This is a genomic window from Bacteroidia bacterium, assembly GCA_041391665.1.
GTDB lineage: Bacteria > Bacteroidota > Bacteroidia > J057 > J057 > JAGQVA01.
Genome location: JAWKNO010000003.1, coordinates 145,262 through 166,041, shown reverse-complemented (window position 1 = coordinate 166,041; position 20,780 = coordinate 145,262). Strand labels below are relative to the sequence as shown.

The following is a 20,780-nucleotide window of genomic DNA, read 5'->3' as shown; positions in this document are numbered from 1 at the left end:
CCCCACAATATACGACAGCAGATGAAACTATCACAGTTGGTAGATCATTGTCCATTGTCCAAAATAGTGATTTGGATGGTTGGTGTTGCTAATCTCTGCGGAACGGTAACAAAGGGTGTACCCCGTAGCGAAACGATTTTTCCGCCAGGTAATGCCCGCTTCCCATTGTCTTATCAAAATATTCAGATTGCTATAGCTGATGCGGTGTTCAGAGTGTCGAAACTGTCCCTGAAGCAAGGCATTATATGCCTGTAATCGACACTGGTAGCTACCATGAAAGAAAAATTCCTGTTTTCGGGCAGTTGAGCCTGTTGTATTGATCCATCCCAGTTTGCTGCTGATACCGGCTGATACACTGGTGAGGTAGCCTGCTTCAGCGGAAGCTGTAGATGAGATAGAAAAATGTTCTGTTTCAGGATTATTGCGGCTTTTCCAGATGAATGGAAGCAATTTTTTGTCTATCGATACAGCGTATCTGAATGTTGGCTCTCCTCCCTGTGAAATCTGATTTTGCCAGCCCATGGGCTTATAGGGATATTCATGTCCTGTAATTTTTCTGGAAAGGGCGTGCGCGCCGCCCTGCACATTTTTGGCAAGGAATAACCCCAGCAAACCTGCTTCCAATGAAGATTGGATAAGGATTCCTTTTACCGGGTTGGAGGAGATCCGGGAAGTTGTAACTGAAAAAACGGAAGCATATGGACGGTCTCTGAAAATGGTGTGGCTGATCCGAAGATTATCGGGGGTGAATAGTTTCACTTCCCAACGCGTGCTAAACGTTGAAGCGTAAGCCGACTTGTGCCAATTGGAAATTTTTGTGGCCCGGTCGGCCAGATTGAGTAAATACCCGGCGGGATTTGCGCTTCCTTGGCCGCCGCCGAAGGCAATCCCCATACCGAAGGTATAGTCTCTGTCTTCATTTAATGGAAAATAAAGAAGGTCGTTGTCAAAGTAGAAGCTGATAGTTTGCACTGACTGCCCAATGCCTGATTGTAAAAACACGAGCACGAATAGTAACAACAATGAAACTGATCGCATAAGCTGTAAGTTTATAGGACAAAAAATCGATTGATCGTCTATCGGTATCCGTTGTTGAGTACATAGGAGGGATTAAAGGCAGTAATGAATACCTTCTCGCCAAAATTAAACCCTCTGCGACGCATGCGTCGCGTAATCCGGTGGGTAAGTTCTCCGAAAAATATTCCCCCCAAGGGCGTCGTAAATAGATCCTGTCTGCTGGGTTGTTCTTTTACGGCTTCATAGCCATATTCCCAAAGCAATGACTGACCGAGACAAAATAGGGAAGCCTCCCATACTTTTGCTCCCTGGCTGCGGATGCTGTTGTAATACCAGGCTCCCTGATAGCTGTGGCCTATATAGTTGATAATGAACCCATCGTTATCCCATACTGGCTGACGGGTCCACGCTCTCCGGAGGTTGGGGCCAACGGCTGGCAGAAATGCAGATCTCTCCCAATTGGTTATGTCTGAAGGGAGAAGAAACAAACCTGCGCCAATCGACAGGTTATAGGAGGCACATAGGAAATTACCACGAATGATTTTGGGGCCAATGCCCTTGTTTGCATTGCGAAAATTAAGCTCCGGCGAAGTATAGGCTGATGGAATATGCTGATCCTGATGGGTGAATGCAAAATCTGTGGATGAAAGGATAATATCTGTTTGAGCAAGGACTGAAGGGAAATACAGATAAAGGAACAATAACATCAATGGATAGGGGAGGAGTAGCCGCATAACTGTGATGGTTAATTTTGCTACAAGATAATAGTGACACCCACTCTCCTCAACCTGCAATGAGCCATAGGGGGGATTCTCCGGACGGTTGGGGAAAGTGGGTGAACGACAGGCTATTTTCTGATGACCACTTTTTCCCTTACTAAAAAGGTCTGATCATTATCAGAAAGTTGCAGAATATAAACGCCTGAGGGAAAATTGTTTACATCCAGAGAATGCGTGTTTTTTCCGGGGCTGCCTGCCATATTTTTTTCCTGATAGACGACCTGTCCCTGGGGGGAAAACAGCGTGAGCGTCATGTTCGCGGTGTAGGTATCTGTTTCCCATTCTGTAAACAATATATCCGTAGCCGGGTTGGGGAAAATGTTTAGCTGGTGCGTATCTGCCCAATTGTCTATTCCATCTGTGAGATCAAAAGCCAGGGCATCAAGGAATAATACACTGCCGATGCCCACGGTAGCATTTGAGGCGATATGATCGGGATCACTGGCGGCAAAAACAATCAAAACCGTATCCGGATTCAGGATAGATGCGCTAAGATCAACCGGTACTTCGAAGTAGTCCCATTCTGCCGATGGGACCAGCTTCTTTTGAAATGTGCCCAATACTTCGGTTTGCCCTGTAAATCCATTGAAAACCGTGAAGACTACATAGGCAAATGCCGTATCATTTCCCACCGGTAAGTACTTATAAAATCCACCCAAATTTCCAGGCTTTGAAGGACCAGTATACGGTTTCCCTCCGTGGATGCCATTGTCGTCGATAAGTCCGTTGGTAATCAGCGCCAATGTATCTTCAAAAGGCAGGATCTGGGTTTCTATTCTTACTGCCGCGCTGCCTTCAAATGCCTCTTCTACCCGCGTGACTGTTGGTAATCCATTGACGGCTACAACGGTTGGGTCAATACTTCGCCACCCTTCGGGATCATCATCTGAAACGACTGTCCAGTTTTCAAAATCACCGCCGGGAATTTGTTCGGAAGTACCTGTGAACACCAGGTTGTCTATTTCTAACCAACTTCCGGGAAGCGGGTTGTCAAATCCGCCGGAAGTAATAATGATAGATAAAGTATCGGGTTGGGTAAAAAAAGAATCTATGTCAAAAGCCACATTGGTCCAGTTTTGCCCGGAAGAACCCGTGATAGGAAACAACGCGATATAGGTAAATGTGCCGCCCGCCTGGAAAAATAAGGCAATCAGTCCCGTATCTCCGGCGGCAATGTCGTAGCGCATACAGAGCGTAAACGAGTCGGGCATGCCGATGTAGGGGATTCCCCCGCCGTCAATTTCAAATCCCGGTTTTCCTGTATAGATAAATCCGGGGAGCGTGTCTGTACCATTTTCAAAGGATTCGAGGCGTATGCCCAATCCGTTACAGCCATTCACTTTCGTGACATTGGACTGCCCTGCAAAAATATAACCCAGCCCGTAGGTTCCTGTCAGAAAGGTTTCTGGTAACTCGTATATCGTATCCGTTTTCCAGCTTTCAAATCCACTATTGAAGATTTGGGCAGAGGAAGTCAGCATAAGGCCGATTACAGCCAGAGAAAGTGTGATGAGTTTTTTCATTAGTATTGTTTTTTACCAGACGAAAAAAAAAGTAAAATATGAGTAACAAATCATAAAAATCAGTGTCATCTTCGTGCCATCCAGAATGGAACACAGATAACGCAGATTGAGCAGATATTCGCAGATTGATTCCGAGCAAATCATAAAAATCAGCGACACCAGCGTGCCATCCAGAATTGAACGCAGATAACACAGATTGAGCAGATATTCGCAGATTGATTCCGCACAAATCATAAAAATCAGCGACACCAGCGTGCCATCCAGAATGGAACACAGATAACACAGATTGAGCAGATATTCGCAGATTGATTCCGCGCAAATCATAAAAATCATCGACACCAGCGTGCCATCCAGAATGGAACACAGATAACACAGATTGAGCAGATATTCGCAGATTGATTCCGCGTAAATCATAAAAATCAGCGTCATCTGCGTGCCATCATATCACTACGACCATTTGTTAGAAAGTAAGTTTCTACAACCTGAATCCAATCCCAAAACCAGCAGGCGGAAGTTCTTCCGGGTTGGCATTTTCATCTATCAGACCAAGATTCAGTTGTAGCCAGGAATTAATTCTGCCGGAGGTATAGTGAAAGGTAAAAGGTATGCCATTGGACCCTAAGGCCATTTCCATCCCAAAGCAACTTCGTTGGCTGGCAGACTTGATGGAAAATCCGGTGAAAAAATTCATCGTAGGGATGGCGAATTTATTTTCGTTGATATTAGTAATAAGCCCTGCGACAGCCTGTTCTTCCCGCCAGCGGCTAAATGCGCCAAACTCAGTGGCCCAACCCGCCTGAATGCCTACAATATGATACTCAAAACGCGGCGTCCCAACGGTAACACAGGCGGAGCCTCTGACTCCACCACCAAAATAGCTCAGACTTTGGGACACTCGTTGCATATCATAACTCCCACCATATAAAAACCCTCCATAAGTAGTCCTAAGGTTTTTGGTGGAATATGCCTGGTGCAATTGTACCTGTGCAAAGAAACTTTCCTCATCCGGCTGATATTCAATCCCATTGTGAATAGAACCGGAAACCCAGTTTTGTTTTGTATCAGTACCTGAATATATGGCCCGGGCCTGGTAGGGAAAATTATTTCCGCTGATCGCCGGGCCATAAGCCGGAGCGCAACCTGTCCATTCAAAAAGTATGGAGACCAATGCCAAAACCAATCCTATTGTTCTCATAGATAGCTTTTTAAGATTTTGAGAAATATGGGCGATTGGCAAATAAAATTCCACCCGCATTTATCTACAGGGGGGAAATCAGGGACGGATGGGGAAATTTTTATCTTTTTTTAATCTTTACCCAACCTGCGGGTTGGGGGAGACGTGTATGGGGAAAATTGCAATAAAACCATTTGTTCTATAACCAAAACCTAATCAGGATATTTCTCATGAAGAAAATTAGTCTGTTTTTATTTGTGCTGATGGCCACCTTTGGTCTGAGCCACGCGCAATATCAGTTGTTTGTCAACGGAGATGTCAATGACAATGGAATTCCTGTCCCATTCCAAACGGTATTTATCACGCTTCAATCTGGTGGTTCTCTGTATTATGGAGATTCTACGTTTACCGATAGTTTGGGCAATTTTTACTGGGTTACGACTGTGCAGAACCAGTTTCCGCAGGGTTTAGTCACCGTAAGCACCATGGGCTGCAACGGCATGGTAAGTGATACTTCCGGATACTGGAGCGGCAACAACAACCAGTATTTTAGCCTCAACAGCTGCCCCCCCGGTGGAGGAAACTGTACGGCTTCCATCTATATTTCTCCTTTAGGCGTGAACACAATTGCTTTTTCCGGCCAGGTATCCGGCGGCGTGCCCGGTGCGATATTTAGCTATTTCTGGGATTTTGGAGATGGTACTTCTTCTACCCTTCAAAACCCTGTACATACCTATGCGCCGGGGAATTATACCCTTTGCCTTACCGTCGTTGATAGTGTAGGAAACTGTTCGGATACTTTTTGCTCAAGCATTTCTGTTTCCGGCTCGGCCATATGTGATGCACAGTTTTATGCTATTCCTGCAGGGCAAAACAGCTTCTGGTTTTACTCCGATTCGCTAGCCAACTGGAATGCTACTTATAGCTGGTCATTTGGCGACGGAACCAGTTCTTCATCCATGATCCCTCAGCACACCTATGCCAATCCCGGCACATATCTGGTATGTCTTACCGTGACAGATTCAGCCAACAACTGTACTGACACCTTCTGCGATAGTGTAGTTACCGGCCAGGCAACTTTCTGTCATGCAGATTTTACCGCCATTAACTCTCAATCAACGGTTGTCTCTTTTACCAACCTTTCATTTAGCAGCAATCCTTCACTTCCGCTGACCTACAGTTGGTCTTTTGGCGACGGTTCCAACTCAACCCAGATGAACCCCACCCATGTATATAATGCACCGGGTGTATATACAGTATGCCTTTACATTGCCGATGCCGGAGGTTGTGCAGATTCGATATGTCAGACAATCACTGTAGGTAATAGCGGTCCTAACTGCTCGGCGCATTTTTATCATTATCCTTCAGGCCCCGGCTCCGGTACCATCCAGTTTATCAGCGACAGCTTATCCAACAGTCTGACTACCTCTTACAGCTGGGATTTTGGAGACGGCAACAGCTCCACCCAGGCGAATCCCTCCCATGTATTTAGTGTACCAGGTACCTATCTCGTTTGCCTCACCGTAACGGATTCCGGATGTACAGACACTTTCTGTGATTCTGTTTACCTCGGCGGATTTCCTAATTGTCAGGCAAACTTTGCATGGACAATTTCTCCCGCCGGGCTGTACAGCTTTACTGACTTATCAACGAGCGGATCTCTCGGTTCTCTGATTTACTTCTGGGATTTTGGCGATAGCACATTCTCTACTCTGACCAACCCTACGCATACTTTTTCCACTCCGGGTCCATGGGCGGTTTGTCTTACCATTGTGGATACTACGAATGGCTGCGCAAGTGCTTTCTGCCAGGTCGTTACCGGTCAGAATTCAGGGCTGTATTCCGTCAGTGGATTCGTATTTACTGATAGCAGCAATATGATTTACGACGGTATCGCATACCTGATCGTACATGATTCGGCAAATGGTACGCTTACGGCGATAGACACTGTGAGTATTTTACAGAATTACTACAGCTTCTTTAATGTAGCGCCCGGCACTTACCTGGTCAAGGCAGCGTTATTGCCAACTTCTCCGGATTATGCCAGCTATATGCCTACCTACCTCGGCGACGAAATGTTTTGGTCAAATGCCACAAGTACAATTGTTACCAACACCAACATCTTTAATCCGCCTATTTTCCTTGTACAGGGTGCAAATCCCGGCGGTCCCGGCTTTATTGGTGGTCTGATCAGTCAGGGAGCAAATAAAGGTCCCGGCGATCCGCTTTCAGATATTTCTGTATTGCTGATGCACAATGACGGTACGGCTTCCGGTCATACCGTTACAGACGCCAATGGCGAATTCAGTTTCAGCAATCTGGCTTATGGCACTTACAAAGTACATGTCGAAGTTCCCGGCAAACAAAGTGAAGAGTGGGTGGTAGTCATCGACGGCACCAATGCAACATTTGAAACCGCTAACTTTGAGGTTGGCAGCACCCAGATTCACGCCGTCGGCACCACCGCGATTGACCAGTTTACAACAGGTGAAGTACTCGCTGTATTCCCGGTTCCAGCAAGAGATGTGCTGAATATTCAGGTTAGTTTCTCTGAGCCGGTGAATGTGGGACTTACGCTGGTCAATATGATGGGGCAGACTGTCGCAGTGAAAACCGAAGGTCTCGTTGCAGGTTCACGTGAACTTTCGCTGGATGTTCGTAACTTGCCACAGGGAACTTATCTGCTTCGCATTCAGGCGGATGCTCAGGTAATTACCCGCAGAGTGCTGGTAAAGTAGTGTTGTAAATTATATGATGCGAGACATATCCCCAGAGCTGATCCGGGCCTGCATCGAAGAGGACCGGCTGGCACAGTCCCAACTGTACAGGCGTTGTTTTAACGTCCTGATGGGGGTATGTGTTCGCTATATGAAAAATGAAGATGACGCGGTTGCTGTCCTGAACAACGGATTTCTTAAAATCCTCAAAAATCTCGACAAACGCCGCCCGGAGGTGCCTTTTGAAGCCTGGATACGAAGAATTATGATCAATACCATCATTGATGAGTTCCGGAAAAACAAAAGGCATCTCCAAACAATTGCTTACACAGATTTTGAAAGCGGCTCGTTTCCTGAAGATTTTATCGACATCAATGAAGCCGAGCAGAAGTTTGATGCGGAAGCGATCGGTCAGATGATTCAGGAGCTTCCGGAAATGAGCCGCAAAGTTTTTAACCTTTACGCCGTCGACGGGTACAGCCATAAGGAGATCGGAGAAATGATGGGCATTTCTGACGGAACCTCAAAATGGCATGTGTCTTTTGCCCGTACACGGATCAAAGAAATGATACAAAAGGCGATGAATGTAATCCATACCTTTTTACTATGAGTGATCACGAAAAACTGGACGATTTTCTCCGTGAAAAGCTGGAAGGCCGGTCATTCGAATTTAAGGATGCCTACTGGGATGCTGCTGAAAAAGTCATCCTTGCTGACCAGGCTGCGCGAAAAAAACGCAGATGGTTTTTCCTTATTTTTATTTTTTTCCTCACTGGTGGAGGCCTTTCGTCTGCTTACTATTCTCTGACTCAATCCGGGCATTTGCACGATAACGAAGGCGCGCAACTAGCTGAAAACTCGTCCGCAACTATAGCCCAACCGCGAAAACACATTGATCATATTGAGATCGTAGAAGAAATCTGCGATGAATCTCTTCAGGTTTTTGCTGAGAAAAAAACCACTAGTAGGAGCCTGAAAAAAACACCTTATCGCAAAAAAATTACTATATCTGGCGAATTTCACCCTTCGGGGAATGTCGTTTTGTCCGGGGAAGAAAAAGCCTTTCCTCATGTGCTTGCTCAGGAGGAGACGCTCCCCGGACAATCGTATCAGCAAATATTTTCTTCGGTGCATGCAGTTCGTCCATGGCGTAATCAGCTTTTGTCCAGGATGAATGATTCGCTGCTGTATAAACACACAGCCAAAGGCATACCCATACGCAGGCGGAATTATTTCGGACTCACCCTGGGCAATACTATATCCCCGGGTTTGCGCAATACTCAATCTGCCCGCGCACCTTTGAGCAATTCGCCGGTGGTGGGGTTCCGGTATGCTTATGCGATTACTCCTGCTGTAAGATTCCAGACCGGACTAACCTATCAGAGCAGGGGAGGGTTGCAGGCAGATTCTACCTATCGTTCGGTGGCATTTGCCTTTGGCGCGGAGACACAGGCTACGACCATTTCTCCGCAGACTTTACACTATCTGGAAGTACCACTGCTGGTGGATTTCAGGCTTTCTGGCAGGCACTACGTAATGGCCGGAGTCAACGTATCGAGGCTGGTCAACAGCCGAAGTCTGGTCACGAAGCAACTTATTCTGCCTTTTGATACCGAAGATCAGGGAACCACCCGTGAGTGGGGATATACGCAGGGATTTAAACCTGTGGACGTGAGTGTCATGGCAGGTTACGGCTATTATCTCAATAAGGGAGTAAGAGTAGGCATTCAGGGCAATTATGGTCTGCGGGATATTACCGATGAGAAATTTTTCCTCAATACAACCAAAGACCGAAACCTGCAACTGCGATTGATACTGGAGTATGACCTGGTTCATTTTTAGTTGAAAACATGAAAAAGATTTTTTTGATATTGATAAGCGGATCTGTGCTCTGGTCGGGGTGTCGGGAAAAACCGCTGCCCGAAGAAGTTATTGGTAACCCCGACTTTTTTATTTCAGCGACCATTGAAAACAATCCGGTTGATATTCAGGCTGGTATAGATGATTATTACATGTCAACCGGCTTCTCAAAAGATCAGTTGGACATGTATTCGTTTCGCGCAACCTTTACCCGCCTCAACTGCCCCCAGTGCCCGGGCGAACTGGAAGTGGTGATTCGCGATACAAAAGTGCGTGCCCCGGGAGAGACCATAAACCCGGGGGAAGTGTTTTCCCAGCCCGAATATGGTTTTTTTCAGGACAAAGGCGCCAACAAGCAGGTCTATCGCGTCCATTTTACCAATGAATCGGGCGGGCAATTGTCTGACTCTTCCTACATCTGGGACTTTGGCGACGGAACCGTTGTCTCTGGAGCAAATCCTGTACATGACTACACCGATACAACACTCACAAGTGCCAACGTATGTCTGGAAACGCAGGATCCGTCAGGTTGCATTACAACCATTTGCAACGAAATCGACTTTACTGCGCCCGGGTGTCAGGCAGACTTTACCCATACCCTTGACCAGACCATTAGTTATGTCACCTTTTTTGCCAAAGTATCGGGCCAGCCGCCTTTTAAATACAGATGGGATTTTGGCGATGGATATAGCGCAACGCTGGGAAATCCCGGCTATTTTTACGCCAATCCCGGATTATATACCGTTTGCCTTACTGTAACAGACGTCAATGGGTGCATCTCGGAGATATGCAAAAACGTAGCGGCAGACCCTGCTTACTGCGAACATAACTTTTCCTATGTCGTTGAGAAGACTACCGTGGTTGAACCGGTTCAACCCGCAGCGGTGACGGTCAACTGGCGCAACAGCGAAGGGAAGCGATTTACCTCTGCCGAAGACCTCCAGCCGGAGGAGAGTTATTTTCAAATTGTAGAGGAGGAAACCTATAGAAATAACGAAAAGGGAGAAAAGGTGCGCAGATTGAGGGTAAGGATGAGCTGCGAACTTTTCTTTGACGGAGCAGTCATCTCCCTCCGCGAGGCGGAGGGCTGGATCGGGGTGGCGTACCCGTGAAAAAATCCAGAATTTTTTTTGTAAATTGGGGGGCGGAAAATAAAGCAGGATGCAATTTGTAGATGTAAAAAATGATGTCGCCTTCCAGAAGGCAAACTAGAAGAAAAAGAAGGGGTAGTTGAAAGATGCTGGAATGAGAATATGCCGGTCGAAATCATCGCCAAAATTGTAGCTCTGCCAATGGCGGATATCGAAAAAATCATCTCCAAAATCGAAAAAAGAAAAGCAGGCGGGGTATAAATACGTCCATTCCAACTATTCGGAGTAATCGGAATATAATGGTGAAATCGGTATATTGGCTATGCGATTATTTACAGAGCAGCCAAAATGAAACGAAGAAAATTTCTCCAAACCTCCGCAACCGCAGCTGTATCTCTTTCAGCATGGAATCCACTTTCTCTCAATCTGTCTTCCAGAAAAGCAGGAGATTTTTTTCTCGGTACTCCTGTTTTACCTGAGTATTTATTTGACAGAGGCATTGCCAACTGCCTCGATGCTATGCAGGAACTTGCCGGCATAAATACGGTCATGACGTTCAGCCACGACCATGTTTTTAATCAGTACCAAAAAAACTACCGCCCCAAGACGGACGAAAACGGACGAGAATATACCAACACCTGGGTAAAGTCAACCCCTGACTATTATCCCAATCCCCAATGGATCAGGCAGGACTCTGGTGCCAAATACGCCGGCAGAGATGTGCTGAATGAATTGTGGTCAGAGGCCGAACCCAGAAAAATGAAAGTATATGCCCGCATTCTGGAGCCCTACGTTATTACGGGTGCTATTCCCGGATTTGAAGAGTTTTCCGAAGTTGATGTATATGGGGAAAAAGGGAAAAATGTCTGTTTCAACCATCCCGGCTATATTCGTTATTGGGAAGCAATTGTGGAGGATCTGGTAAAATCTCATCCTTTCCTGGAGGGCTTTAAGTTTGGACAGGAGCGGGGAGGGCCTTTACTGGCCGCGCTGGGGAAAAACATTTCGGGAACCTGTTTTTGTGATCACTGCCGCAAACTCGCTGCGGAGAGAAATATTTCCATAGAAAGAGCCAGACAGGGGTTTATTGAGATTCAAAATTTCGGCAACCGAATAAACGCAGGAGAAAAACCCGCTGATGGCAATTTTTCGGCTTTTATGCGCATACTTTTTCAGTATGCAGATGTGCTGCTTTGGGAGCAATTCTGGATGGATTCCCGCGAAAATCAGCGAAAAAGAATGTACAAGCAGATCAAACAGATCAATCCCGACATTCAGGTGGGCTGGCATATTGATCATGGCATGACCTGGGATATTATGATGCGGGCCACCTGGGACTATCGCAAAATGGGGGCGTATTCTGACTGGTTGAGTGTTGCGGTTTACTTTGACAGCATGGGGCGTCGTTCGTTGGGGCATTATCAGCGCAACTATGAAAAAATACTGTTTGGGGATGCCGATCCCCGCTATTCATATCCTATGTATCTGAGCATGCTGGGGTATGATCCGGAGACGGAACCAAGGCTGCAACAGCACCTCGAAAGCGATACCGAATTCAGCGCCGATTATGTTTTTCAGGAATGCCGCCGTGCGGTACAAAATGTGAATGGCGAAGCCCGGGTATACGCCCGCCCCGGGTTTGATATGCCGGGTTATGATTGCGATATCACGCCGGCACAAGTATATGAAGCTGTAACGAAAGCCCTCGAAGCCGGGGTAGACGGGCTTTGGTGTGGCCGGGAGTGGGACGAACTTTCTCCCGATAACGCAAAAGCGTTTGGCGATGCCGTGAGAGCGTGGATGAGGAAACGGTAAACCGGGTTGTGCAATTGTAACTAAAAAGCTATTCTCATTCCCCCGATATATTTGGGATGATGGGAAAATATTGGCAGATTTATGGGAAAGCAAATATTTTTGGCAGATGATTTTAGAAGAATTGAAGCCCAAATCGACCAATTAGTTTACCAACTTTACGGTTTGACGGAAGAAGAAATAAAAATAGTAGAAGGAAATTGAGATGAGCAAAATCAGAATAAAAAACTTTGGCCCCATCAAGTCAGGCTATCAGGCGCAGGCAGGATGGCTGGACATAAAAAAGGTTACGGTATTTATCGGCAATCAGGGTTCGGGCAAAAGCACTGTGGCAAAGCTGGTTTCAACCTTAAGCTGGATTGAAAAAGCAATGGTGATGGGAACCATAAGGCAGGATGAATTAAATACGCACAACCGGTTTTTGAAACAGTTGGCCTATCAGCGCATCGAAAGATACGCCACTCAGGAAACGCATATTGAGTATATCGGGAAAGCTTTTGCACTCAGCTATATTGCCGGAGAATTTGAGGCCAAAAAAACAAGTGAAAACGGTTACCTGCTTCCCAAAATCATGTATGCCCCTGCTGAGCGGAATTTTTTAAGTTCAGTTGACCGGCCCGACAAACTCAAAAATTTACCAAGTACCCTTTACACTTTCAATGATGAATTTGATGCAGCAAAAAACTTTTTTGCCAGCGGAATCGAATTGCCCATCAACAAAGTAAGATTTGAATACGACAACCTGAATAAACTGGCCCGTATTGTAGGGGAGAACGGAGATTATGATCTCCGCCTTTCAGAAGCTTCCAGTGGTTTTCAATCAACTGTTCCATTGTTTCTGGTCACAAAATACCTTTCTGATAGTCTGACGGCAGAAAAAGACCTCTCCATTGAAGAAAATTCTTTGGAAGAACAGAAAAAACTGGACAAGGAAATAAAGAGTATATTGAACGATCCGCAGCTTACACCGGAAATCCGACAGGCTTATTTACGTCAGTTGAGTGCCAAAAGAAAAAGAGCCTGTTTTATCAATATCGTTGAAGAGCCCGAGCAAAATCTATTTCCTTCATCTCAAAGAAGCTTACTGTATGAATTGCTCAGCCATACAAAGCCTGAAGGCAATCAGTTGATAATGACTACCCATAGCCCTTATTTGATCAATTACCTGACCCTGGCAGTGAAAGCAGAAATGGTAAAAACAAAACTGGATACCGAAGAAGCAAAAAGGAAACTGGCAGAAATCGTTCCTTTAGGATCTACCTTATGTGCAGACAATCTGGTCATTTATGAAATGAATGAGCAAGACGGCTCAATAAATGTATTGTCGGATTATAAAGGGCTCCCCTCGGATGAAAATTACTTAAACAGTAGTCTCGAAGACTCGAATGAATTATTTGCTCAACTACAAGAAATTGAAAAAGGATGGCGATAGATTTTTTTCAGGAGAAATGCCAAACAAGGACTATTGAAACAGTTTTTGGGATTTACGATGCTCCACCTGCGACCCTTTCCTTTACAAATGCAGATGATTGGAATGTTTGGGTTGACAATGCGGGTGCTAAAGAAATAACACATACTGCTATTGACGAATGTTTGGGGATTCCTGATGCAGAAGGAGAAAGATGTGAGAGTATGATGGCTTACGATGATGTGTTAATGTTTATTGAACTTAAAGACAGAGATGGTGGCAGGTGGGCAGGAAAAGCAAGAAACCAGTTAAAAAACACCATCGCACTTTTTAAAAGAGATTCAAATATTGCTGCATATACAAGGCATTACGGGCATATTTCAAATAAACAAAGACCCCATTTTAAAGCTGGTGGCAAGAATTTCAGCCAGCAATTTGAAGACGAAACAGGTTTCATCCTCCGGGTGAGTGATGTGATAAAAATCGAATAATTTTAAAACTTTTACACCCATGATCCGAGCATTGATCATAGATGATGAAGAGGACGCCCGCGTGATTCTGCGCAGCTACCTTTCCATGTATTGTGAGATGGTAGAAGTGGTTGGCGAAGCCGACGGGGTAAAAACCGGCTTAAATGCCATTCAAACCCTGAAACCCGACCTTGTTTTCCTGGATGTAAGGCTGAGTCCGGGCAGCAGCTTTGATATATTACAGCAGCTCGAAGAGTTGAATTTTGATATTATTTTTACCACTGCATACGATGAGTATGCGGTAAGAGCTATAAGATTTTCAGCGATTGATTACCTGCTCAAACCCGTAGATGTTGATGAACTTGTCAAAGCTGTCGGAAAAGCCGGCGAAAAAAAGCGGGAAGAAGGACGGAAAATCAGGTATGATATTTTTAAAGAAAACCTCGGCATCCTCAATGAACAATTTGGCCGAATTGTATTGCCCACCATGGACGGGTTTGTCGTCGTGGAAGTAAAAAATATCGTCAGATGTGAGGCCGACAGAAATTACACACAATTTTTTTTCGTGGACGGGAAAAAGACAACGATTCCCCGCACGATGAAGGTTTACGAAGAATTGTTAAGCAACCTCGGTTTTTTTCGCGCACACCAATCTCACCTGATCAACCTTCAACAGGTTACAGCGTACAAACGGCGCAAAAAGGGCGGTATAGCCATACTTCAGGATCACACAGAAGTACCGGTTTCAGAAAACCGAAAAGATGAATTTATAGAGCGGTTTAATCCAATCTGAAAAACAGATTGTGGGAGCGGAGCGGGCTGGGATTGTACAATATACAAATTTTATTAGATTTGGCAATGGCCCGTAATCTTTTCCTCAACCCCATCCAGATTCTCCGGCTGGCGGCATTTGCACTGTTGCTGGGACGTGGATGGCAGTTTGTCTTCCTTCAGACACCCTTTCACCTTTGGCAGGAAAATCCCGGTGATACATCGTGGATCATATCTTCGATAGGTGTTTACTGGATCATTTGTTCTGTTCTTGTCTGGTTTGTGAAAACCGGAGACCGGTGGCTTCAGTTATTGCTGGTATTGGCGGTTGTACCCTTGCTGGTAATGACATTTGCAATGTGGCAGACCAGCCAGTACCAGTTGGCACAATTGATCGAACAAACCGCACAGTGGGCGACGCCTCTGTTGTTGCTGTACAGTCTGTCTGCGTTTCCCGGAATGTGGTTTTCTGTGCAAAACGCACCTTCTTTTGATCGAATGACCCTGATCGTTATTGCGTTGGTTTTTACAGGACACGGCTTGTATGCCAGCGGGGTATTCCCGCAGCCCGCCAATTTTCATTATATGGTTACGAGTATTTTGGGTGTTTCGGGACCTCCAGCCTCACGTTTTTTGTTGGCGGCGGGTATTGTGGATTTTGCAGTAAGTATAGGGATATTTTTACCCCGGTTTAGGCGATTAAGCCTGATCTACATGACAATTTGGGGGCTTTTGACAGCATTTGCAAGAATCGTCGCATACGTATCGCCGGCAGATCTGAATACCACCTTGTTTGAATGGTTGCCTCAAATGCTATTCAGGCTGCCACATGGTCTGCTGCCTTTGGTGATTTTTCAAAAAAATTATTTACAGAAAAAAAAATTATGACGTAGTTAGAGGTAACGACTAACCCCAATTGCTATGACTACTACCGCATGTAAATTCCTTTATCTTCTCCCTATTCTCCTTTTATGGGCAGGTTGTACACCTGATCCTGAAGAAAAAACTGATCAGGGTATGACAAACGAACAACTCAGGCAGGAACTAACTTTCGCCCTTAATGAACAACTGCTGGACAAATGGTATCCTGCCATTATTGATAAAGAGCAGGGCGGGTATCTTTCTGATCTGGACTACAAGTGGGAACCCAACGGACCCCAGAATAAAAGCATTGTTACCCAGGCTCGCCATTTGTGGGTTACTTCAAAAGTTGCGATGTTTTACCCTGACAAACCCGGTTACAGAGCGTATGCAGACCAGGGATACGCATTCCTCCGCGACAAAATGTGGGACCACGAAATGGACGGCTTTTTTTATACGGTCGATCGGTCAGGCGAATGGAAAAGTGGGGAAAATGATGCCGACAAATGGGCTTATGGAAATGCATTTGCCATATTCGGGTTGGCAGCCTATTACAAACTTACCGGTTCGGAAGAGGCCCTTGATCTTGCGAAGAAAACATTTATGTGGCTGGAAAAATACAGCCATGATCCGGTAAATCAAGGTTATTACCCGTTTCTCAACCGGGAAGGGAAAGCCTTTGGCCGCGATTTACCGGTACCGGCGGGACAACCGCAGCTGGGATATAAAGACCAGAATCCCACCATACATTTGCTGGAGGCATTTGCCGAGTTATATCCTGTCTGGGAAGACAGCCTGTTGAGGGCCAGATTTGAAGAAACGCTTGTTACCATCCGCGATACCATCACCCGTCCTGAAGGGTATATGAATCTCTATTTCACCCCAGACTGGAAAGAAGTTTCTTATAAAGACAGTAGTGCCGAATCGCGCGAGAAACATTACAATATCGATCATGTGTCATTTGGGCACGATATCGAAACAGGGTTTCTGCTACTGGAAGCCGCCGAGTTATTGGGCGAAAACTGGTACAACGAAACCCTGCCGGTAGCGAAAAAGCTGGTTGATCACAGCCTGGAAAAAGGGTTTGATCATGAGATTGGCGGAGTCTATGAACAAGGGTATTATTTTCCCGAAGGAATGAAGATTGTAGATGAGCGAAAAAACTGGTGGGCACAGGCCGAAGGATTTCACAGTCTGTTGCTTTTTTCCACCATTTTCCCTGAAGAAAAATCCTACAGAGAAGGGATGCTGCTCGAGTGGGATTATATCAAAAAATATCTGATTGACCAGACCTATGGGGGCTGGTATAGTTTCGGTACAGACCATTCTCCCGAGACTATTACCCGAAACAAAGCCAATGTCTGGAAAAGTGCTTACCACGATGGTCGCTCCCTGATGTATTCACTGAAGTTACTGGAAACAGGGGGGCACTAGTTTGAAGATTTTCGCTAAAATCTAAACAGAAAGACTGCTTTCTATCAAGATAGTTTGCTGTGAAGTAACGCAGATGCTATATTTTCCCTCTGCGTCTGCCCGTGCAGATGCGATTCCTTCGCGGTGTTTGGAAACCTGTGGTGACAGGGCTTCAGCGGGCAAACAGCTTCACTGGTTGAAGGAGCTGCGGGGAGCGTTATGGACTGAGTGCGCATTTCCCTGAGAATTTTTTTCAACCAGTGAAGTGATAATTTAAGCAAACAACTTTTTCAGACTCTTGCTTTTTTATATTCGACTTATTATATTGTGTATGAAATACGCAAAGAACCCGACTTAAACACTGTATTTTCTTGCTTTATAAACCACTACTACTATGAACACGCTTGTGAGTAAATTTGAACGTATTGATGAAAACTCACGTCTCCCCAAGTACCGGCAGGTCATCAATACAATTCTGGAAGAAATCAACCAGGAGTTTTTTAAGCCCGGAGACCGGATTCCATCTATCAACGAGACGAGCGAGGAGTACTATTTATCCCGTGACACAGTAGAGAAAGCATATCGGGAACTAAGCCAGCGCGGGGTGATATCATCAGTCCCTGGAAAAGGATATTATGTAAATGGCACAATTGAAATTGCTAAAATACGTGTAATGGTGGTTTTTAATAAGCTCACTGATTACAAGAAGGTGATTTTCAATTCGTTTGCTAAGGCTTTGGGAAAGCGGGCATGTATCAATTTCCATGTGCACCATTCTGATTTTAAATATTTCGAGGAATTGATCCTGGACAATATTGGCAATTATGATTACTATGTGATAATGCCACATTTTTACGATTGTAAAGATGAGGTGGAGGCTTTGTTGAAAAAAATCCCCCGGAATAAGCTTCTGATTATGGACCGTCATATCAGAGATTTGGACGGGAGTTTTAGCTGTATTTATCAGGATTTTGCCAAGGATTTGGAAGGCGCTCTTTTTTCGGGGTTAGACCTGTTGAAGAAGTATAAAAAATTATATCTGATATATCCCCGGCAGGCCAAATTTCCGCCAGAGATTCGTGTGGGTTTTCGCAATTTCTGTCATGACGCCAACTTTGACTACGATTTAATACCTACGGCTGTCGATCATACCCCTAAGAAAGGCGAGGCTTATGTAGTGCTGGAGGAATCAGATCTGATTGAATTGGTCAAAAAATGCCAGAAGTTGCGTTTGGAGCTAGGAAAAGACGTTGGCATTATTTCTTATAATGATACACCGATGAAAGAGGTTGTCGGAAACGGGATTACTGTGATTTCCACAGATCACCTCAAGATGGGGCAGGTAGCTGCGGATATGATTATCAATAAAAACCGGGAGTCTGTGAAGAATCCATTTTATCTGCTGAGAAGAAATTCGCTATAATGATTCATGAAGTTTTTGGTTAATTATCACACCCCCACTGTTAAGCGTGTAAAGGGCTGATCGAAGATCAACCCTTTGCACAATTACTTTTTCAGCGAAAAGACTATACGTCACAAATTTTGATGGAAGCTCTCAGTGAAGCTAGCGGATCAGGGCCGGCCGGGATGAACTCCTGAGCAACATACCCTTTATAACCCGTTTCTAAAATCGCCTCCATGATTGCCGGGTAGTACAGTTCCTGTGTTTCATCAATTTCATGACGACCAGGAACACCGCCGGTGTGATAATGAGCAAAATAAGGATGGAATTCCTTGATGGTGGCAATCACATCACCTTCCATGATTTGCATGTGGTAGATGTCATAGAGCAGTTTGAACCTTTCAGACCCCACTTTTTTGACCAGGTCGACTCCCCAGGGCGTGAGATCACACATATAATCAGCGTGATTTCGTTTACTGTTGAGCAATTCCATGACAATATTGACATTGTGTTTTTCTGCCAGTTTTACTACAGGATCCAGTCCGACTGCACAGTTTTCCATGCCGACTTCGTCGCTCATGCCATTGCGATTGCCCGAAAAACAGATAATGTTTTTTAGCCCCATTTCAGCAGCTTTGGGGATGATCTCAGCGAGATCTTTGTACAATTGCGCATGGTATTGTGGGTCATTAAACCCTTTGGTAATGCCCAGCGGGCTTCCAAAAGACATGGACACTTCCAGTCCGTGTTCAATAGCAACATGCCATTCGTCGGGGTTGAGAAGGTCAATTGCCTTCAGGCCCATTTCTTTAGCGGCTTTACACAAATCTTCCAGCGGAATTTTGCTGTAGCACCACCGGCAGACAGAGTGGTTGATATTACCTTTTAGTTCCATAGCCTCTTCAGGTTTTTGCGTACTGGTTGCTGCATCTGCACAACTCATCAGTGCAGGGAGGCCAACCGAGCCCAAAGTAATAGTTTTTAAGGCATCCTTACGGGAAATTTTTCGAGCCATAGTAGTTTTTTTTAGAAATTTTTTAAAAGAATATGCGTGCTGTTAACAGTATAGTACAGGACAGTAGCGCGCTTTAATTTACCGTTATTTATAGAGTAAAAAGCAATAAATCGAAATTTTTTGTAGTAGTTTGGTTCATAAAAAAGGGACAGAAGGGTTACTGTCCCTTTATTTTTTCTACGGCTTCTCTCAGCTTTTTACCCGGTTGAAGATAGTTATGCCCTTCCCAAAATGCTTCGTCATATTCGCCTACCTGTTCCTTCAGCGATACCTCATCATTGATCAGTTCACTATCGGCAAAACGGTCTGCTTTCCCCGGATCCATGCGGGTAATCAGCATTTCGAGGCCCACCCCGATATCCATAGATTCAGGCATATCAAATTTTCCTTTGGTGGTAAGCACTCCGCCAAAATCCAGAGAAGAATAGTTGAGATACCATTTTCCCCGGTCATATACATAGTCAGTCTTTCCAGATTCAGCATTATAGGTCAAACGTATGCCCAGGGTACGCATCATGGCAAGTGCAGCCGCAGCTTTAAAGCCCAGAGCCCGGGTCAGGGGAAATTTTTTACCTCGTTCACTCAGCTTGTAGTCTATGGAAGCAAAAGCCAGTGTTTGTAAATCGAGATAAATCTTCCCCTGATACAATCGCCGGTCGAGTTTCTCTTTTTGGTCAAAGCTGATGACATAGACATCTCTCCCTGCAAGTGTACTGACGCCGTCGATTTTGTATTCGTAGTGTTTAAATTCTTTGGGATCGAGGAAATTTTCGCCCAATGTTTCGCCGACTATGGCTTTTCCTATGATACTTTTGGGGCCGCCGCCACCGATATTCACGGTAACCTTTTCCAGTAGAGCAGAGTCCATAAATGACCTGCCTTTGAGAAGCCGGAGGCGATTTCCGCTGGTTTCTTCCTTTTCATTGGGGACTTTGAAAATATCTACGACAGCTTCACTAAACTGAGCAGGTTTTGTGTCCCGCCATATCATTTCCCGGTAAAATCCCTGCATATTCAGCGGATTGTGGTTGTAATTTTCGGGAATGGCGGCGATGGCCTGCCGCAGGAGGTCTTCAGGTTCAACTGGCCGGATCACCACTTCATGAAGTGATACGACTTTCTCGCGGAGAGAAATCGTACCCATTTCCAGTGCATCATTTCCCGAAACGGCTTTTTTTAACACTTCATACCCGATATGGGAAAAATAGACGGTATCCGATGCATTTGAGGGGAGTTTCAGTAAAAAATAGCCGTCCTCGTTGGTAAGGGTACCGATACGGGCATTGAGGGCGCGTATTTGTACAAATGGCAGTGGCTCAAGGGTTTCCCCATCAACAATCCTTCCGGAAAGTCGGTTTTGGGTTTGGGCTGACAGCGTAGCTATTGCCAGCAGGAGAATAGAAAGTATAATTTTCATCAGAGCTGTGTTTGTCTGTTATGATCGTCAGAGGGAAAAAACAGCAGAAA

Annotated in this window: 18 protein-coding genes; 11 read left to right on the top strand and 7 right to left on the bottom strand. The window is 45.3% G+C overall.

The window, feature by feature from the left end:
• Nucleotides 1–30: 30 nt before the first annotated feature.
• The 5 genes from R3D00_23475 to R3D00_23455 form a co-directional block, all read right to left on the bottom strand.
• Complete coding sequence (locus tag R3D00_23475) at nucleotides 31–1,038, bottom strand: DUF2219 family protein (GenBank protein MEZ4776154.1); 1,008 nt, start codon at nucleotides 1,036–1,038, stop codon at nucleotides 31–33.
• 38 nt (nucleotides 1,039–1,076) lie between these two features.
• A complete protein-coding gene (locus tag R3D00_23470) occupies nucleotides 1,077–1,751 on the bottom strand; it encodes a DUF3943 domain-containing protein (protein MEZ4776153.1) in 675 nt (224 codons plus the stop codon).
• Nucleotides 1,752–1,864: 113 nt separating this feature from the next.
• Nucleotides 1,865–3,319 carry a T9SS type A sorting domain-containing protein gene (locus R3D00_23465; protein MEZ4776152.1) on the bottom strand — a complete coding sequence of 485 codons (1,455 nt, stop codon included), beginning with the start codon at nucleotides 3,317–3,319 and terminating at the stop codon, nucleotides 1,865–1,867.
• Between the two features lie 12 nt (nucleotides 3,320–3,331).
• Nucleotides 3,332–3,733, bottom strand: coding sequence for a hypothetical protein (locus R3D00_23460; GenBank protein MEZ4776151.1), 402 nt, complete (start codon nucleotides 3,731–3,733; stop codon nucleotides 3,332–3,334).
• Between the two features lie 61 nt (nucleotides 3,734–3,794).
• Nucleotides 3,795–4,514: a hypothetical protein gene (locus tag R3D00_23455; GenBank protein MEZ4776150.1), complete on the bottom strand. Its 720-nt coding sequence runs from the start codon at nucleotides 4,512–4,514 to the stop codon at nucleotides 3,795–3,797.
• Nucleotides 4,515–4,723: 209 nt separating this feature from the next.
• Here R3D00_23455 and R3D00_23450 point away from each other — a divergent pair, with 209 nt between their 5' ends.
• The 11 genes from R3D00_23450 (at nucleotide 4,724) to R3D00_23400 (ending at nucleotide 18,319) form a co-directional block, all read left to right on the top strand.
• A complete protein-coding gene (locus tag R3D00_23450; GenBank protein ID MEZ4776149.1) occupies nucleotides 4,724–7,231 on the top strand; it encodes a PKD domain-containing protein in 2,508 nt (835 codons plus the stop codon).
• A gap of 13 nt (nucleotides 7,232–7,244) precedes the next feature.
• Complete coding sequence (locus tag R3D00_23445) at nucleotides 7,245–7,820, top strand: RNA polymerase sigma factor (GenBank protein ID MEZ4776148.1); 576 nt, start codon at nucleotides 7,245–7,247, stop codon at nucleotides 7,818–7,820.
• Nucleotides 7,817–9,052, top strand: a complete 1,236-nt coding sequence (locus R3D00_23440; protein ID MEZ4776147.1) for an outer membrane beta-barrel protein — start codon at nucleotides 7,817–7,819, stop codon at nucleotides 9,050–9,052. The genes R3D00_23445 and R3D00_23440 overlap by 4 nt, the downstream gene beginning before the upstream one ends.
• 8 nt (nucleotides 9,053–9,060) lie before the next feature.
• Nucleotides 9,061–10,182, top strand: coding sequence for a PKD domain-containing protein (locus R3D00_23435; GenBank protein ID MEZ4776146.1), 1,122 nt, complete (start codon nucleotides 9,061–9,063; stop codon nucleotides 10,180–10,182).
• 327 nt (nucleotides 10,183–10,509) lie between these two features.
• The gene (locus tag R3D00_23430) at nucleotides 10,510–11,976 is read left to right on the top strand and encodes a hypothetical protein (GenBank protein ID MEZ4776145.1); all 1,467 of its coding nucleotides are present in this window, start codon (nucleotides 10,510–10,512) and stop codon (nucleotides 11,974–11,976) included.
• A 202-nt stretch (nucleotides 11,977–12,178) separates the two neighbouring features.
• Complete coding sequence (locus R3D00_23425; GenBank protein MEZ4776144.1) at nucleotides 12,179–13,405, top strand: AAA family ATPase; 1,227 nt, start codon at nucleotides 12,179–12,181, stop codon at nucleotides 13,403–13,405.
• Entirely contained in the window at nucleotides 13,396–13,872 is a 477-nt protein-coding gene (locus R3D00_23420) for a hypothetical protein (GenBank protein ID MEZ4776143.1), read from the top strand. The genes R3D00_23425 and R3D00_23420 overlap by 10 nt, the downstream gene beginning before the upstream one ends.
• Nucleotides 13,873–13,891: 19 nt before the next feature.
• On the top strand, nucleotides 13,892–14,644 hold the full coding sequence (locus R3D00_23415) for a LytTR family DNA-binding domain-containing protein (GenBank protein ID MEZ4776142.1): 753 nt from the start codon (nucleotides 13,892–13,894) through the stop codon (nucleotides 14,642–14,644).
• Nucleotides 14,645–14,709: 65 nt separating this feature from the next.
• Nucleotides 14,710–15,510 (top strand): hypothetical protein, encoded by an 801-nt coding sequence (locus R3D00_23410; protein MEZ4776141.1) that lies wholly within the window; start codon nucleotides 14,710–14,712, stop codon nucleotides 15,508–15,510.
• Nucleotides 15,511–15,543: 33 nt separating this feature from the next.
• Nucleotides 15,544–16,917 carry an AGE family epimerase/isomerase gene (locus R3D00_23405; protein ID MEZ4776140.1) on the top strand — a complete coding sequence of 458 codons (1,374 nt, stop codon included), beginning with the start codon at nucleotides 15,544–15,546 and terminating at the stop codon, nucleotides 16,915–16,917.
• A gap of 373 nt (nucleotides 16,918–17,290) precedes the next feature.
• Nucleotides 17,291–18,319, top strand: a complete 1,029-nt coding sequence (locus R3D00_23400) for a GntR family transcriptional regulator (GenBank protein ID MEZ4776139.1) — start codon at nucleotides 17,291–17,293, stop codon at nucleotides 18,317–18,319.
• Between the two features lie 103 nt (nucleotides 18,320–18,422).
• Here R3D00_23400 and R3D00_23395 read toward each other — a convergent pair whose 3' ends face one another.
• Together R3D00_23395 and R3D00_23390 are read right to left on the bottom strand one after the other, a co-directional pair.
• Nucleotides 18,423–19,313 carry a TIM barrel protein gene (locus tag R3D00_23395; protein ID MEZ4776138.1) on the bottom strand — a complete coding sequence of 297 codons (891 nt, stop codon included), beginning with the start codon at nucleotides 19,311–19,313 and terminating at the stop codon, nucleotides 18,423–18,425.
• Nucleotides 19,314–19,470: 157 nt separating this feature from the next.
• Complete coding sequence (locus tag R3D00_23390) at nucleotides 19,471–20,730, bottom strand: carboxypeptidase-like regulatory domain-containing protein (GenBank protein MEZ4776137.1); 1,260 nt, start codon at nucleotides 20,728–20,730, stop codon at nucleotides 19,471–19,473.
• Nucleotides 20,731–20,780: the final 50 nt, after the last annotated feature.

Coding starts and splice junctions, on each gene's coding strand:
- R3D00_23475 (MEZ4776154.1), bottom strand. CDS start 1,038: ATGCGATCAGTTTCATTGTTGTTACTATTCGTGCTCGTGTTTTTACAA.
- R3D00_23470 (MEZ4776153.1), bottom strand. CDS start 1,751: ATGCGGCTACTCCTCCCCTATCCATTGATGTTATTGTTCCTTTATCTG.
- R3D00_23465 (MEZ4776152.1), bottom strand. CDS start 3,319: ATGAAAAAACTCATCACACTTTCTCTGGCTGTAATCGGCCTTATGCTG.
- R3D00_23460 (MEZ4776151.1), bottom strand. CDS start 3,733: ATGATTTACGCGGAATCAATCTGCGAATATCTGCTCAATCTGTGTTAT.
- R3D00_23455 (MEZ4776150.1), bottom strand. CDS start 4,514: ATGAGAACAATAGGATTGGTTTTGGCATTGGTCTCCATACTTTTTGAA.
- R3D00_23450 (MEZ4776149.1), top strand. CDS start 4,724: ATGAAGAAAATTAGTCTGTTTTTATTTGTGCTGATGGCCACCTTTGGT.
- R3D00_23445 (MEZ4776148.1), top strand. CDS start 7,245: ATGATGCGAGACATATCCCCAGAGCTGATCCGGGCCTGCATCGAAGAG.
- R3D00_23440 (MEZ4776147.1), top strand. CDS start 7,817: ATGAGTGATCACGAAAAACTGGACGATTTTCTCCGTGAAAAGCTGGAA.
- R3D00_23435 (MEZ4776146.1), top strand. CDS start 9,061: ATGAAAAAGATTTTTTTGATATTGATAAGCGGATCTGTGCTCTGGTCG.
- R3D00_23430 (MEZ4776145.1), top strand. CDS start 10,510: ATGAAACGAAGAAAATTTCTCCAAACCTCCGCAACCGCAGCTGTATCT.
- R3D00_23425 (MEZ4776144.1), top strand. CDS start 12,179: ATGAGCAAAATCAGAATAAAAAACTTTGGCCCCATCAAGTCAGGCTAT.
- R3D00_23420 (MEZ4776143.1), top strand. CDS start 13,396: ATGGCGATAGATTTTTTTCAGGAGAAATGCCAAACAAGGACTATTGAA.
- R3D00_23415 (MEZ4776142.1), top strand. CDS start 13,892: ATGATCCGAGCATTGATCATAGATGATGAAGAGGACGCCCGCGTGATT.
- R3D00_23410 (MEZ4776141.1), top strand. CDS start 14,710: ATGGCCCGTAATCTTTTCCTCAACCCCATCCAGATTCTCCGGCTGGCG.
- R3D00_23405 (MEZ4776140.1), top strand. CDS start 15,544: ATGACTACTACCGCATGTAAATTCCTTTATCTTCTCCCTATTCTCCTT.
- R3D00_23400 (MEZ4776139.1), top strand. CDS start 17,291: ATGAACACGCTTGTGAGTAAATTTGAACGTATTGATGAAAACTCACGT.
- R3D00_23395 (MEZ4776138.1), bottom strand. CDS start 19,313: ATGGCTCGAAAAATTTCCCGTAAGGATGCCTTAAAAACTATTACTTTG.
- R3D00_23390 (MEZ4776137.1), bottom strand. CDS start 20,730: ATGAAAATTATACTTTCTATTCTCCTGCTGGCAATAGCTACGCTGTCA.